This is a genomic window from Butyricicoccus porcorum (assembly GCF_051246315.1).
GTDB lineage: Bacteria > Bacillota > Clostridia > Oscillospirales > Butyricicoccaceae > Butyricicoccus_A > Butyricicoccus_A porcorum.
The window spans coordinates 1,231,775-1,244,199 of the sequence record NZ_CP178353.1 but is presented as its reverse complement, the minus strand read 5'-3'; the positions used below and the strand labels follow the sequence as shown (position 1 = coordinate 1,244,199).

At 52.8% G+C, this 12,425-nt stretch carries 17 protein-coding genes and 1 other RNA gene; 4 read left to right on the top strand and 14 right to left on the bottom strand.

Annotated elements, in window-relative coordinates:
• Positions 1-168 precede the first annotated feature (168 nt).
• Genes ACLM7Z_RS05955 through malQ form a run of 3 tightly spaced genes read right to left on the bottom strand, consistent with a single transcriptional unit; the run spans position 169 to position 2,939 of the window.
• A complete protein-coding gene (locus ACLM7Z_RS05955; RefSeq protein ID WP_273349074.1) occupies positions 169-768 on the bottom strand; it encodes a lactate utilization protein in 600 nt (199 codons plus the stop codon).
• Positions 769-781: 13 nt separating this feature from the next.
• Complete coding sequence (locus ACLM7Z_RS05950) at positions 782-1,423, bottom strand: HAD family hydrolase (RefSeq protein ID WP_435645681.1); 642 nt, start codon at positions 1,421-1,423, stop codon at positions 782-784.
• Between the two features lie 16 nt (positions 1,424-1,439).
• The gene (malQ, locus tag ACLM7Z_RS05945) at positions 1,440-2,939 is read right to left on the bottom strand and encodes a 4-alpha-glucanotransferase (RefSeq protein WP_087018827.1); all 1,500 of its coding nucleotides are present in this window, start codon (positions 2,937-2,939) and stop codon (positions 1,440-1,442) included.
• A gap of 136 nt (positions 2,940-3,075) precedes the next feature.
• Here malQ and trmB point away from each other — a divergent pair, with 136 nt between their 5' ends.
• Entirely contained in the window at positions 3,076-3,813 is a 738-nt protein-coding gene (trmB, locus tag ACLM7Z_RS05940) for a tRNA (guanosine(46)-N7)-methyltransferase TrmB (RefSeq protein ID WP_087018830.1), read from the top strand.
• A 183-nt stretch (positions 3,814-3,996) separates the two neighbouring features.
• On the opposite strand, the gene ACLM7Z_RS05935 is transcribed toward trmB, so the two are convergent.
• From ACLM7Z_RS05935 to ACLM7Z_RS05910, 6 genes are all read right to left on the bottom strand, one after another.
• A complete protein-coding gene (locus tag ACLM7Z_RS05935) occupies positions 3,997-4,173 on the bottom strand; it encodes a FeoB-associated Cys-rich membrane protein (protein WP_087018832.1) in 177 nt (58 codons plus the stop codon).
• A 15-nt stretch (positions 4,174-4,188) separates the two neighbouring features.
• Entirely contained in the window at positions 4,189-6,372 is a 2,184-nt protein-coding gene (feoB, locus tag ACLM7Z_RS05930) for a ferrous iron transport protein B (protein ID WP_087018834.1), read from the bottom strand.
• Between the two features lie 77 nt (positions 6,373-6,449).
• Positions 6,450-6,671, bottom strand: a complete 222-nt coding sequence (locus ACLM7Z_RS05925) for a FeoA family protein (RefSeq protein WP_273349076.1) — start codon at positions 6,669-6,671, stop codon at positions 6,450-6,452.
• A 28-nt stretch (positions 6,672-6,699) separates the two neighbouring features.
• Positions 6,700-6,912 carry a FeoA family protein gene (locus ACLM7Z_RS05920; protein WP_087018838.1) on the bottom strand — a complete coding sequence of 71 codons (213 nt, stop codon included), beginning with the start codon at positions 6,910-6,912 and terminating at the stop codon, positions 6,700-6,702.
• Positions 6,913-7,177: 265 nt separating this feature from the next.
• Positions 7,178-7,744, bottom strand: coding sequence for a hypothetical protein (locus ACLM7Z_RS05915; RefSeq protein WP_087018840.1), 567 nt, complete (start codon positions 7,742-7,744; stop codon positions 7,178-7,180).
• Between the two features lie 11 nt (positions 7,745-7,755).
• On the bottom strand, positions 7,756-8,313 hold the full coding sequence (locus ACLM7Z_RS05910) for a class I SAM-dependent methyltransferase (protein WP_242969814.1): 558 nt from the start codon (positions 8,311-8,313) through the stop codon (positions 7,756-7,758).
• 165 nt (positions 8,314-8,478) lie between these two features.
• Between ACLM7Z_RS05910 and ACLM7Z_RS05905 the strand changes: the two genes are divergently transcribed.
• The gene (locus tag ACLM7Z_RS05905; protein WP_087018844.1) at positions 8,479-9,099 is read left to right on the top strand and encodes a CpXC domain-containing protein; all 621 of its coding nucleotides are present in this window, start codon (positions 8,479-8,481) and stop codon (positions 9,097-9,099) included.
• Between the two features lie 51 nt (positions 9,100-9,150).
• Here the strand turns inward: ACLM7Z_RS05905 and rplT are convergent, their stop codons facing one another.
• Genes rplT through infC form a run of 3 tightly spaced genes read right to left on the bottom strand, consistent with a single transcriptional unit; the run spans position 9,151 to position 10,401 of the window.
• Positions 9,151-9,504 (bottom strand): 50S ribosomal protein L20, encoded by a 354-nt coding sequence (rplT, locus tag ACLM7Z_RS05900; protein WP_087018846.1) that lies wholly within the window; start codon positions 9,502-9,504, stop codon positions 9,151-9,153.
• A gap of 51 nt (positions 9,505-9,555) precedes the next feature.
• Positions 9,556-9,753 carry a 50S ribosomal protein L35 gene (gene rpmI / locus ACLM7Z_RS05895; protein WP_087018848.1) on the bottom strand — a complete coding sequence of 66 codons (198 nt, stop codon included), beginning with the start codon at positions 9,751-9,753 and terminating at the stop codon, positions 9,556-9,558.
• A gap of 54 nt (positions 9,754-9,807) precedes the next feature.
• Positions 9,808-10,401 carry a translation initiation factor IF-3 gene (infC, locus tag ACLM7Z_RS05890; protein WP_087018849.1) on the bottom strand — a complete coding sequence of 198 codons (594 nt, stop codon included), beginning with the start codon at positions 10,399-10,401 and terminating at the stop codon, positions 9,808-9,810.
• A 427-nt stretch (positions 10,402-10,828) separates the two neighbouring features.
• Between infC and ACLM7Z_RS05885 the strand changes: the two genes are divergently transcribed.
• Positions 10,829-11,122, top strand: coding sequence for a DUF1292 domain-containing protein (locus ACLM7Z_RS05885; RefSeq protein ID WP_087018851.1), 294 nt, complete (start codon positions 10,829-10,831; stop codon positions 11,120-11,122).
• Positions 11,123-11,147: 25 nt separating this feature from the next.
• A non-coding RNA gene (ssrS, locus tag ACLM7Z_RS05880) (6S RNA) lies at positions 11,148-11,341 on the top strand.
• A 506-nt stretch (positions 11,342-11,847) separates the two neighbouring features.
• Here ssrS and ACLM7Z_RS05875 read toward each other — a convergent pair.
• Positions 11,848-12,033 (bottom strand): TipAS antibiotic-recognition domain-containing protein, encoded by a 186-nt coding sequence (locus ACLM7Z_RS05875; protein WP_407922954.1) that lies wholly within the window; start codon positions 12,031-12,033, stop codon positions 11,848-11,850.
• Positions 12,034-12,073: 40 nt separating this feature from the next.
• A complete protein-coding gene (locus ACLM7Z_RS05870; protein WP_435645760.1) occupies positions 12,074-12,418 on the bottom strand; it encodes a TIGR04076 family protein in 345 nt (114 codons plus the stop codon).
• Positions 12,419-12,425: the final 7 nt, after the last annotated feature.

Below are 12,425 nucleotides of genomic sequence, written 5' to 3'. Positions count from 1 at the left end.
TCTGTCCTGACGACGATATTTATTATATCCAATCGGGCGCCTGTTGTCAACAGTTTTTTTCGTTTTTTTCAAAAACATTTCCATTTCCCCAGAGCAAAGAAAAAAGGCCGGCACAGCCTCCCCACTCTGAGGCTGTACCGACCGGACGTAATCAAAAGAAACAGATGGTCAGTAGCCGAGCTCTTCGCCAATCAAAATCAACTCGCAGCGTTCCTGCGACAGCATCGGCCCCTGATGAATGACAATCGCACGACAAATACTGCGCGGGGCATTGCAATGATAACACTTGTCCCCACCGGCTGCCGCACAGGCTGTCATTTTATCCGGATGATCGCCGAACAGACGCATGGCATTCTTTGGCGCAGCTATATTCTGTGCGCGTTCCATGGCAGACGGCAAATCCGGCGTCAGCTTGTTGACACCGCATACAAAATAGACCTCCTTCGGCCCGTACAGCGTCGCGGAGACACGATTGCCTGCGCCGTCAATATTGACCAGCTCGCCGGTCTCCGAAACCGCATTGGCTGAGGTGAGATAAACCTCCGGCGTCTGCATATAGCCGTCGCCCTTCCAGTGCCAGTGCACGTCTGCCTGCTTTCCCAGTGCCTCGTATGCTCCCAGCGCTTCCAGCGTCTTGGAACCGCCGAACGATACTGTTTTGCCCGCAGTCTGTTTGCTTAAGTATGCCACAGCCTGTGCACCATTGTCAAAGTATTTTACACAAAAACCGTGCTGCTCAAACGCCGCCCGGATCCGTTCCAGTTCCATGCAGCATGCCTCCTCACAGCATCATCAGAATCTGAACCGGCAAGTCAGCCAGCAGATCCGCACCGTTATCAATCAGCTCTTCACGGCTTCGGAAACCCCAGGTTACACCGACTGCGGTCAGACCCGCATTGCGCGCCGTATTCATATCCACACCGGAATCACCGATATACAGTACTTCCTCCGGCTTGGCACCCAGCTGTTCCATTATCATGCGGCAGGAGGTCGGATCCGGCTTGCGCGGTATCCCGCTGTGCTCACCAAACACAACGTCTACTTTTCCACGGAAAAAGTGGCGGATCAGCGCCTGTGTCGCAGAATCCAGCTTGTTGGACAGCACACCAACTTTTATGCCGCGCTTGCGCAAAATGGAGAGCAACTCCTGAATGCCGTCATACGGCACGGTCGTGTCATACAGATGCTCCGCATAATATTTCTTGAAGTCCGCCAGCGCCGCATCAATTTCTTCGTCTGACGAGCCGGCAGGCAGACAGCGGCGCATCAGATTGCGCACACCGTTTCCAACAAAGCGCCGAACCTCCTCCGTCGTGCGCGGAGGCAGGTTCCGCAGACGCAGCGCATAATTCGCTGCACCGCGCAGATCGCCCAGTGTATTGAGCAAAGTTCCATCCAAATCAAAGATAATGGTTGTTTTCAAAATAAATTCCTTCTTTTCAGGTACGGGGATTGAGCCGCTTTCCACCGAATGCCGCACGGCGCAGGAATCCGGATACATCCGGGTTGATGGCCTCACGGCGCACACGCCAGCTCCAGTTTCCGCCCAATGTGGACGGTGTATTCATGCGCGCATCCGCGCCGAGCGACAGCACATCCTGCATGGTTGTCATCGCAATGTCCGCCTGCGACGCAAATGCTGTGCGGATTGCACTCCAGCCGAGCGGCTCACGGTCAGAGGTGCGCAGATATTCATATGCAAATTTTCGGTCTGCTTCTGTGCACTTGTCATTGATCTGCTCACAAATTGTCTCTGAGTCATGCGTAGATGTATATCCTACGCAGTTTTTCGGCCAGTTGAATGGAATATGGTCATTGGTTTCATTCGCACGCATGCCGAAAATCATGACACGCATGCCCGGATAACCGGACTTTTTGAGGAACTTGCGCACATCGTCGTCAATGTCGCCCAAATCCTCCGCAATAATCGGCACATCGCCAAGTGCATTGCGGATTGCCTTGAACAGCTTCATGCGCGGGCCCTTGATCCATTTGCCGTTGATTGCAGTTTCCTCACCCGCCGGCACTTCCCAGTAAGCCTGGAACCCACGGAAATGGTCAATGCGGGTGACATCAAACAGCGCCAGATTGCGGCGTACACGCCAGATCCACCATTTGAAGCCATCCTGTTCGATCACCTTCCAGTTGTAGGTCGGATTGCCCCAGAGCTGGCCGGTTGCGGAATAATAATCCGGCGGAACACCTGCAACACCATTTGGCTTCAGGCTGTCAGACAGCTTGAACATCTCCGGGTGCGCCCATACGTCACAGCTGTCCGGAGAAACATAAATCGGAATATCACCGATAATCTGAATGCCCTTTTCATTGGCATAGGCATGCAGCTTCATCCACTGGTCGAAGAACAGATACTGCATGAACACATAAAAATCAATCTCATGCTTGAGTTCAAAGGAATACTTCCGCATGGCTTCGGGTTCCCGATGCTTGATCGCCTCGTCATCCCAGTCCCACAGTGCCTTGTGGTCGAAATGATTCTTGAGCGACATAAACATCGCATAATCTTCCACCCAGTCGCGGTTGTCCCAGCGGAATGCCGCCATCTTGCCGAGCAGCTCCGGTGTCGCGCGGTCAAACGCACGGCGCAGAACAACAAAGCGTGTTTCTGCCAGCGCAGCAAAATCCACTGCATCCGGCGTGGTCTCCGCGTCCGCATCGCGCAGATCCTGCTCGTTCAGCAGGCCCATCTCCGCCAGCGTGTCGAGGTCGATGAAGTACGGATTGCCCGCCGCTGCCGAGAAGCACTGATACGGGCTGTCGCCGAAGCCGGTCTGACCGAGCGGCAGAACCTGCCAATAGGTCTGTCCTGCGTCGTGCAGAAAATCGACGAATCGATACGCATCTTCACCCATTGTGCCGATGCCATATGGAGACGGTAAAGAAGAAATATGCAGCACTACGCCGCTGGAACGCTGAAACATTGTAACACCCAATTCTAATTATTTATTTGCAAACGAATTGCATTTACACGGCGTTTCCGCTATAATCATGACAGATACACCGTTATTTTTCAACATAAAATCAAAAATTTCTGAACAAAAAGAGGAGAGTATCCCCATGCGCATGCGCAAAAAGAAAAATCTGGACACCCGTCTGGCGAACTGCGCCGCCGTCCTGATCTCCGACCCGGAGGCCCACAAAGGCAGCTGGCGCGCCATCTTCGGCAACGATAACCCATTGCATCTGGAAATCGGCTGCGGCAAAGGCCGCTTTATCGTCGAGACCGCCCGCCGCAATCCTGAGGTGAATTATCTCGCCATCGAACGCGAACAGGGCGCACTGGTCATGGCAACCGAAAAGGCTATGGCGCTCGAACTGCCCAACCTGCGTTTTCTCGACTTCGACGCAGCCGGTCTGACGGAAATTTTCGCAGACGGCGAAATCGACCGCATCTATCTGAATTTCTCCGACCCGTGGCCGCCGAACCGCCAGCGCAAACGCCGCCTGACACATTCCAATTTTCTCGCGCTGTACGACTGCGTGCTGTCCAAATACGGTCAGGTTCATTTTAAAACAGACAACCAGCACCTGTTTGAATTCACGCTGGAGGAAATGTGCGGCTACGGCTGGCTGATTCAGAACATCTGTCTCGACCTGCACAACAGTGATTTCGATAACATCATGACGGAATATGAGGAAAAATTCTCAAGCGAAGGCTTCCGCATTTACCGTCTGGAAGCGTGCCGCCGTGACGAGGACACGCTCACGCGCGCGCACACGCCTCCGCGCACCGCCGAACAGCTCAGCCATCCGGCACGCGGTTCCGTCGCGCCCAGTTATCACACATCCCGTTGATTATTGTATCATTTTTACCCAAATTTAGCAAGGATTTTTTGTGCTTTTTGTGTGATACGTCCAGAGCATATACTGTGATGTTGCTCAACGGATGCTTCAGCCTCTGACAGCTCCATAAAAAAGAATCGGTGCGGAGATTGTTCCGCACCGATTCTTTTTTGAAATCATTACAGTATTCAAATTTTACTTATGCACGTGATTGGTATTGGAATGGCAGGCATCTGCCATTCCGCAGCCCCCGCAGGAACCGCCGCAGGAGCAGGAGCTCCCGCCGTTTTTTCTCTTTCGTATTCCCGAAATAACAATGGCAAGGAATACCGCCGCGACCAGCGCGGCAACAAGAAATGTTGCAAGATTCATAGAAAAAACCCTTCTTTAATTCTGTGCCGCAGACGCATGAACTGCCAGCACATTGTCGTTGTACTTATTTCTGCGGAACAGCAGGTACAGCATGCCGATCAGGACAACGATTGCCGCCGCCGTCCAGATGGAGAAACCGCCGCCGGTGAACAGTGTGCCCAGCTGATAGACAACCAGCGAAACCGCATAAGCAAACGCACACATATAACCGATTGCCGCACAGGTCCACTTTGCGTTGTTCATCTCACGCTTGATTGCACCCATTGCCGCAAAGCACGGTGCACACAGAAGATTAAAGATCATGAACGAGAAGGCTGCCAGACCGCTGCCGCCAAAGAACTCCTGTCCGATGACCGTCAGTGCCGCAGAATTGCCCTCTTCGACCAGTTCCATCGCCAGATCTGCATTCGCCATGGAGGACAGGGAGCCGAATACGCCGACAACCTCTTCCTTTGCAACCAGTCCAAGGATGGTGGCAACTGCTGCCTGCCATTCGCCGAAGCCCAGCGGGACAAACAGAACGGCAAGACCCTCACCGATGACATTCAGAATAGACATTTCATCGCCGTCGCCGATATAGTGAAACCCGCCTTCAAAGGTCAGGCTGTTGAGTACCCAGATGATAATGCTCGCTGCAACAATGACCGTGCCGGCACGCTTGATAAAGCTCCAGCCGCGCTCCCAGGTCGCACGCAGAACATTGGAGGCCACCGGCGCATGATAAGCCGGAAGCTCCATGACAAACGGAGCCGGGTCGCCCGCGAACGCCTTTGTCTTTTTCAGAATGATACCGGAGACGATGACCGCAGCGACACCGATGAAATATGCCGCAGTCGCAACCCATGCACTGCCGCCAAATACCGCACCGGAAATCAGACCGACAATCGGCATCTTCGCGCCGCACGGGATAAAGCAGGTGGTCATAATAGTCATCTTACGGTCACGATCCTGCTCAATGGTACGGGATGCCATGACACCCGGCACGCCGCAGCCGGATGCAACCAGCATCGGGATAAAGCTCTTGCCGGACAGGCCAAACTTGCGGAAGATACGGTCCATGATGAAGGCGACGCGGGACATATAACCGCAGTCCTCCAGAATAGACAGCAGCAGGAACAGAATCAGCATCTGCGGTACAAAGCCCAGAACCGCACCGACGCCGCCGACAATGCCGTCCGCTACCAGGCTGGTCAGCCAGTCCGCACAGCCAATGGCTTTCAGACCGGATGTCACACCCGGCACAATCCATTCGCCGAACAACGTATCGTTCATAAATCCAACTGTCCAGTCACCGATGGTGCCGATGGAAATGGTGTAAACCGCCCACATGATAACCGCAAAAATCGGCAGCGCCAGAATGCGGTTGGTCACAATGCGGTCAATCTTGTCCGAGGTGGACAGCTGACCGGTTCTTGCCTTTTTGTAGCATCCCTTCATAAGCGATGCAATGTAAATGTATCTCTCGTTGGTGATGATGCTCTCCGCATCGTCGTCACACTCATCTTCCGCAGCTTTGATGTCCGCCTCGATATGCGCGAGGACATCGGCTGCAATATTCATCTGTTCCAGTACCTTATCGTCGCGCTCAAAAATCTTGATCGCATACCAGCGCTGCTGCTCCTCCGGCATCTCATGCACGGCAGCCTCTTCGATATGGGCAATCGCGTGCTCGACCGCACCGGAGAAAGTATGCATCGGAACTGTCTTTCCGTTTTTCGCCACATCAATGGCAGCCTCTGCTGCCTCCAGAATACCGGTGCCCTTCAGTGCGGAGATCTCAACTACCTTGCAGCCCAGCTCACGGGACAGCTCCGCAATGTTGATCTTATCACCGTTTTTCTGCACGACATCCATCATGTTGACCGCAACAACGACCGGAATGCCCAGCTCGGTCAACTGCGTAGTGAGGTAGAGATTTCGCTCCAGATTCGTGCCGTCGACAATATTCAAAATGGCATCCGGACGCTCACCGATCAGGTAATTTCTCGCAACGACTTCTTCCAACGTGTACGGAGACAGCGAATAAATACCCGGAAGGTCGGTGATGGTAATATCCGCATGTTTCTTTAATTTGCCCTCTTTTTTCTCAACCGTAACGCCCGGCCAGTTGCCGACGTACTGGTTGGAACCGGTCAGCGCATTGAACAGCGTGGTTTTGCCACAGTTCGGGTTGCCGGCTAAGGCGATTCTCAATTCCATAGGTTCATTCCTTTCTGCAAGAGATTAGCGAAAGCTAATCATCCGTCAAAAAATAAAGATCGTCTGAAAACGATCTGTTATTTTACCTCAATCATCTCGGCATCCGCCCTGCGAAGGGACAGCTCATAGCCGCGAACCGTCACTTCAATCGGATCGCCGAGCGGTGCGACCTTGCGCACATGTACCTCAACGCCCTTTGTGATGCCCATATCCATGATGCGGCGCTTGACTGCGCCTTCGCCGTGCAGCTTGACCACGGTGACGGTGTCACCAACCTTTGCCTGCTTCAACGTATTCATACGATGCTCCTTTCTCTGCCCAAAGCCGTCAGATCATGATTTTCTGTGCCATTTCCTTGCTGATGGCGACACGCGCTTCCTTTACATTCACAATGACGTTGCCGCCCATCATCGTGATGACTGTCACGCTTCCGCCTGCGACAAAGCCCAAATTTTCCAAGTGCTTTTTGACGTCCGGCCTTCCGCCTACCTTTTTGATGATATTCTCTTCGCCGACAGACGCGAGTGTCAATGGCATCATGACTCCGCCTCCCTTATGCGTTCTATTTGTTAGTGTATCCTAACACTATGTCAGATTATCTCGCAATTAGCGTTCGCTAACCAACTCGTATCATACATTCTTTCTCCGGCTTTGTCAACCATTTTTTGAAGTTGTTCCCGCCGGATCAATATTTTCGTAATATTCGCGCATTTGTTAGCCTTTGCTAATATCTGTTTTGTGCAGAATAGACAGACACGGAGCATCGCAAAATCGGATGCACCGTGTCAAATTCAAACCGATTCATTCAGTTTTCTTTTCCTGCCTCCGGCAGGACAATGCGCAAGCGCACCGGTTCCTCACTTTCCAGCTGCACGCCGGATGCGAGGTCACAGTACAGCTGGAGAACACCGGACAGCAAATTCATCAGATACAGCGCCTGCGGCATGCGCGATGCCGGGTCGGTCAGCTGCGCCTGATCCAGACAGTCTTCCACCAGCTGGCGGAGTGTCTCATCCCCGCGTGCATAAAACTGTCCAAAAGCCGCCGCACGCTTGAGCGAATACAGAATATATGGCGCTTCCGTCCCCTCCGCCGCTGTCTTCGGCAGGATACTGCGGAACACCTGTGCGCGCACCTGCGGCGCAACCCTGCTGTGCACAGACTCCGGCAGGCGGCTGTCCGGCATCAGATCGTCCAGCAGATACAGCGCCGCACACAGATACTCGACTGCAAGCCGCCGCGTCTGGTCGCTGTTCAGCCCGAGGTCGTGCCGCAGATCCGCGTTGAGAAACAGATTGTCATATTCCGCCAGTGTGACATGTTCAAACAGCCGGCAGTATTCCTCCATCGTCAGATTATTCGCTTCATCCATCTCAAGTCACCTCATGTCGCTTTTGTAATAAACACCGGGATCGGTGGATCACCTGCTCGGTTGGAAAACTGTACCGTCAGCACGGTGTACCGCTCCGGGTCAATCGTCTTCACATATTCCAGCAGCGCATCGCGCTCCTCATAGCCGCTTGCACCGCCGTAATAAATGCTGACACACATCAGCCCGCCGTCGCGCAGCAGCTCCAGCCCCGCTTCAATCGCAACAATCGTGCTGTCCGCATGGGTGAAAATGCTGTGGTCGCCGCCCGGCAGCCAGCCGAGATTGAAAACGATGCAGTCCACGCTGCCCGGTTCGGCATACTGCGCCATATTCGCATGGCTGTCCAGCACGGCGCTGCCGACTTCATCCCAGCCGCTCTCAACCAATCGCTTTGTTGTATTCTCGACTGCCTGCGGCTGGATATCAAATGCCAGCACCCTGCCTGTTTTGCCGGTCAGCCCACAGAGGAATGCCGTATCCCGTCCGTTGCCCGCCGTGGCATCTATGATAAAATCTCCGGGTCGGATAAACTGTTCGAGGTATTTATGCACCAATGTCAAAGTATTCACGATTCGCCTCCCAAATGTAACACCAATGACTGCATTATAGCATATTTTTTGAGAAAAATCCGCACTTTTCCTCCGATTTCACCTGTTTTTTCCCGAAAAGTATGTTACAATACAGATATTAACAGCTTACTCGATGGTTCCCATTGGCGAGGGGAGTGAACTGCCATGTCCAACCGTCATACCATATCCTTTACCTGTCCTGCCTGCCGGCAGGCATTTACCATGACAAAGTGGACCAACATCAGTCCGAACGATGATCCCGCTATCCGAAAACATGTCATGACCGGAGACCTGTTTCATCACACATGCCCACACTGCGGCAACCGCATGATGATCGCCTATAATTGCCTGTATCAGGATCGGCAGAAAAAATTCGCGGTTTCGTTGCAGGCCGACCGCAACCAGCCCGCCGTGACGCCGCTGCTGCCCGGCTACCAGATGCGTCTGGAACACACGCTGTTGTCCTTTGTCGAACGCATCCGTATTTTGGATGCCGGACTGGACGACATGGCGTTCGAGCTGTACCGCATAGTCGTGCTGACACAGGTCAGACGCCAGCATCCGGAGCGTTCAGTCACCTCCCTGCGGTTCGACGCGGTTGAGGGCGACATGATTTTTTTACAGGCGAGCCAGACCGAACAGGTCAAGCTGCCGCTGTCGTCTTACCAGAACATCGCGGACAAGGTAAAAAAGTCCGGCTTCCACCCGAAGGTGTCCGGCTACCTGACCATCCACGGCAAGTGGGTGCAGCAGTCCGGCATTCTGGACGTCCTGAAGAAGCAGTAAAAAATCCCCGTTCCGATCGGAACGGGGATTGCTTTTCGTGTAATCCTGAAATTACAGGGCAGCCTTTGCCTTCTCAACGAGGCCTGCGAAAGCAGCCTGATCGTTGACAGCCAGGTCAGCGAGCATCTTGCGGTTGATGTCGATGCCAGCCTTCTTCAGGCCGTTCATGAAGCGGCTGTAGTTGATGCCGTTTGCCTGAGCAGCAGCGGAGATGCGGGTGATCCACAGTCTGCGGAAATCACGCTTCTTCTGCTTGCGGCCGATGTATGCATAACGCAGGGACTTCATAACGGCTTCGTTCGCCGTGCGGAACAGCTTGGACTTCGCACCGAAGTAGCCCTTGGAAAGCTTCAGAATCTTCTTTCTTCTCTTGCGCGTCATCATTGCGCCCTTAACTCTTGCCATGTTAAAACAATGCCTCCAAATTCAAATCGTAAGTGTTTGTAATCCTGAAAATCAGTCGTACGGCAGCAGGCGCTTAACCTGTGCTACGTTGGTGGAATCAGCGAAGCCTTCCTTTCTGAGGTGTCTCAGACGCTTGGTGGACTTCTTGTTCAGGATATGGCGGCGGCCAACGTGAGCGCGCTTGATCTTGCCATTCTTTGTCATCTTAAAGCGCTTGGATGCGCCGCTGTGAGTCTTGATCTTAGGCATATTGGGTTCTCCTCTCTGGTGTTGCCGCGCCCGGTGCGGGCACGGATCTGTGATTTATGAATCGGACTCTTCCGTTTTGGGAGCCTGCTGCGGCTTGCCGGATTTTCCCTTGCGGCCGCCCTTCTTGGCGTCCTTCTTCGGATTGTCCTTTTTGGGGGCCAGGAACATAATCATCTGGCGGCCCTCCAGCTTGGGGGCTTTCTCCATACTGCCGATTTCCGAGCAGTTTTCGGCGAACCGGTGCAGCAGATCCAGACCGATGGAAGAATGCGTCACTTCACGGCCGCGGAAGCGGACGGAAACCTTGACTTTATTGCCATCCTTGAGGAAACGCTTGGCATGGTTGGCCTTTACGTTGAAATCATTCACGTCGATGCCGGGGCTCAGGCGGATTTCCTTGATCTCCACGACATGCTGGTTTTTCTTCGCTTCCTTTTCGCGCTTCGCCTGTTCAAAGCGGAACTTGCCGTAGTCCATGACGCGGCAAACCGGCGGAACGGCCTGCGGAGCGATTTTAACGAGGTCGAGATTTTTGGACGATGCGGCCTCCTGTGCCTTGGCAATCGGTACGATGCCAACCTGGTTGCCGTCCGCGTCAATCAATCTGACTTCCCTGTCGCGGATCTCCTCGTTGATCTGGTGTTCCATACTGCTAATTGTTAAGCACCTCCAAACGGTAAAAACAATAAAAAACGGACGGAAAGGCACCGTCCGACGCTGCTCCCCGCACATGCGAACAGCAGAAAGCATCTGAACCTCTCAGCCGGAGCGCGAGGTGAGGACGGTGAAGCCCTTCTTTCTTTTGCCCGTATAGTATAGCAAACTCCGGGCACACTGTCAACAGAAAAGTTTGATTCGCACCAATTTTTTGTCTTTCCGCTGTTTCGCCCGCTTTTTGCTTGACAAACCGGGGTTCCGCGTGCTATCCTGCCAGGAAGATTATCCAATATCCCAGACCGGCAGTATCATTTTTCCTGTGATTTTTTTGCGCTTACCTGTTGAAAAGCGCGGCAAAATACGCTATGATATTTATACAAGATAACCAAACCGCCGGTTCGCCAATGGAGGCTGCGCTATGAGCGACGAGTACAAAAACAACTTTGTCGTCCTCACCGATGAGGAAGGCAACGAAAAAGAATTTGAGCACATCGACACCCTGGAGGACGGCGGCACCATGTATATGGCCTTCATCCCTGCCGAGCTGAGTCTCGAGGAGGAGGCCGAAGTCGTTATCCTGAAGATCGTCGAGGAGGACGGCGAGGAGCTTCTCGCAACCGTCGATGACGACGACGAAAACCTGCGTATCTACAACCTCTTTATGGATCGCCTGGAGGACATGTACGAAGCGCCGGAATTCGACGATGACTGACCGATCTTCCTGATATCTTTGTCAACGCGCCCTGCGCGGTTCGACAGTCGCCTTTTTTTAACCCACAGTTAGTTTACGGGACCCCGAAGTATTGTTCCCCCTTCAAGTGCAGGCCTCCCGCCCTGCGGAAGTTGGAAGCACAGCGATTCGGGATAGGGGACCCACCTGCAGAGTTCGTGCAGGTTACTAATCTGGCGACATCGGCCGTGCGGGGTTTCTTTATGCCCCGGAAAAACTGGGTATCCATTCAAATCTTTCACCAATTTTCGCCCCGTTTTGTCATAAATCCCTATATATTTTTCACGAAATTGCCCTTTACATTTGCATCCGTCGGGTGTATAATGTACAAAATAAACAAAGAAAGGAGCGCTGAACCCATGGAAGGCATTCTGAAGATCCGCGACTATCAGCCGCAGCCCGACAAGCCCGATATTGACGACCTCATCTACGGTGACGATCATCATGTTTCCGAAAAGTAAGACCAACTTGTAAGAACATCAGAGATTTCCACGCAGAGAGGCGTGGTTTTTTTTCTACCCAAAACAGCGGCACAGGACAAAAAAACTCCCCGCCGTTTTTATATGATAGATGAAGATAAATCCACGTCATATCGTGGCAGCGCCGCACCTTGTTCCAAAGGTGCGGCGCCTTTTGTTATCCACAGTTTCCACAGAGTTTTGCACAAAGTAGAAACCAGCACACGTAATACTGTACGTATTGTCTGCTCACAGGCTGCGGCAATATGCTGCAATCGCCTGACGGGCAAAGGAAGCCGTCCCCTTTCCGCCCGCATGGTCGATGTTCTCCGTCATGCTCCCGCCTGCGGCATACATCTCACCGAGCGACCGCAGTATTTCCGGCGTGCAGGTGTAGTAGTGCTCTGTGATGAAGGCACGCAGCGTCAGAGTCAAGGCCTTTTTGCAAAATATTCTTGGATACCTGCGGGACAGCTTATCGAACCGGTATATAATCAATTTCTGAAATATTCTCCGTAGCTTCGAGTTTAAAGATAACCGGTCTTAATCCATCATTACAGCTGCATATCGCAACGCCGGGTTTTCTGATCCAATCCCCATAATAAAAAACATCGTTTCCTGCTCCATGTGCCAGGGCAAATACATATTGGTAAATCGCTTTCCATGCTTCGTCACAAAATCCTTCCGGTTTTGCATAATCCGCATAAAATATCTGTCCCGCTCTCATCATTGGGCAGGCAGTCAGTCCGACTGCACCGTATTCCTCCGCCAATTCCTTGTCAAATGTTGTTTTTAGCACAGTTATTTTGACTTTTTTCATCATTTTG

What these genes read in the sequence shown, in the direction of transcription:
- rpmI (WP_087018848.1), bottom strand. Translation starts at nt 9,753, where the DNA reads ATGCCTAAGATCAAGACTCACAGCGGCGCATCCAAGCGCTTTAAGATG.
- feoB (WP_087018834.1), bottom strand. Translation starts at nt 6,372, where the DNA reads ATGGAATTGAGAATCGCCTTAGCCGGCAACCCGAACTGTGGCAAAACC.
- malQ (WP_087018827.1), bottom strand. Translation starts at nt 2,939, where the DNA reads ATGTTTCAGCGTTCCAGCGGCGTAGTGCTGCATATTTCTTCTTTACCG.
- ACLM7Z_RS05920 (WP_087018838.1), bottom strand. Translation starts at nt 6,912, where the DNA reads ATGATGCCATTGACACTCGCGTCTGTCGGCGAAGAGAATATCATCAAA.
- ACLM7Z_RS05915 (WP_087018840.1), bottom strand. Translation starts at nt 7,744, where the DNA reads ATGGATGAAGCGAATAATCTGACGATGGAGGAATACTGCCGGCTGTTT.
- ACLM7Z_RS05870 (WP_435645760.1), bottom strand. Translation starts at nt 12,418, where the DNA reads ATGAAAAAAGTCAAAATAACTGTGCTAAAAACAACATTTGACAAGGAA.
- ACLM7Z_RS05955 (WP_273349074.1), bottom strand. Translation starts at nt 768, where the DNA reads ATGGAACTGGAACGGATCCGGGCGGCGTTTGAGCAGCACGGTTTTTGT.
- infC (WP_087018849.1), bottom strand. Translation starts at nt 10,401, where the DNA reads ATGGAACACCAGATCAACGAGGAGATCCGCGACAGGGAAGTCAGATTG.
- ACLM7Z_RS05935 (WP_087018832.1), bottom strand. Translation starts at nt 4,173, where the DNA reads ATGAATCTTGCAACATTTCTTGTTGCCGCGCTGGTCGCGGCGGTATTC.
- ACLM7Z_RS05885 (WP_087018851.1), top strand. Translation starts at nt 10,829, where the DNA reads ATGAGCGACGAGTACAAAAACAACTTTGTCGTCCTCACCGATGAGGAA.
- trmB (WP_087018830.1), top strand. Translation starts at nt 3,076, where the DNA reads ATGCGCATGCGCAAAAAGAAAAATCTGGACACCCGTCTGGCGAACTGC.
- ACLM7Z_RS05905 (WP_087018844.1), top strand. Translation starts at nt 8,479, where the DNA reads ATGTCCAACCGTCATACCATATCCTTTACCTGTCCTGCCTGCCGGCAG.
- ACLM7Z_RS05925 (WP_273349076.1), bottom strand. Translation starts at nt 6,671, where the DNA reads ATGAATACGTTGAAGCAGGCAAAGGTTGGTGACACCGTCACCGTGGTC.
- rplT (WP_087018846.1), bottom strand. Translation starts at nt 9,504, where the DNA reads ATGGCAAGAGTTAAGGGCGCAATGATGACGCGCAAGAGAAGAAAGAAG.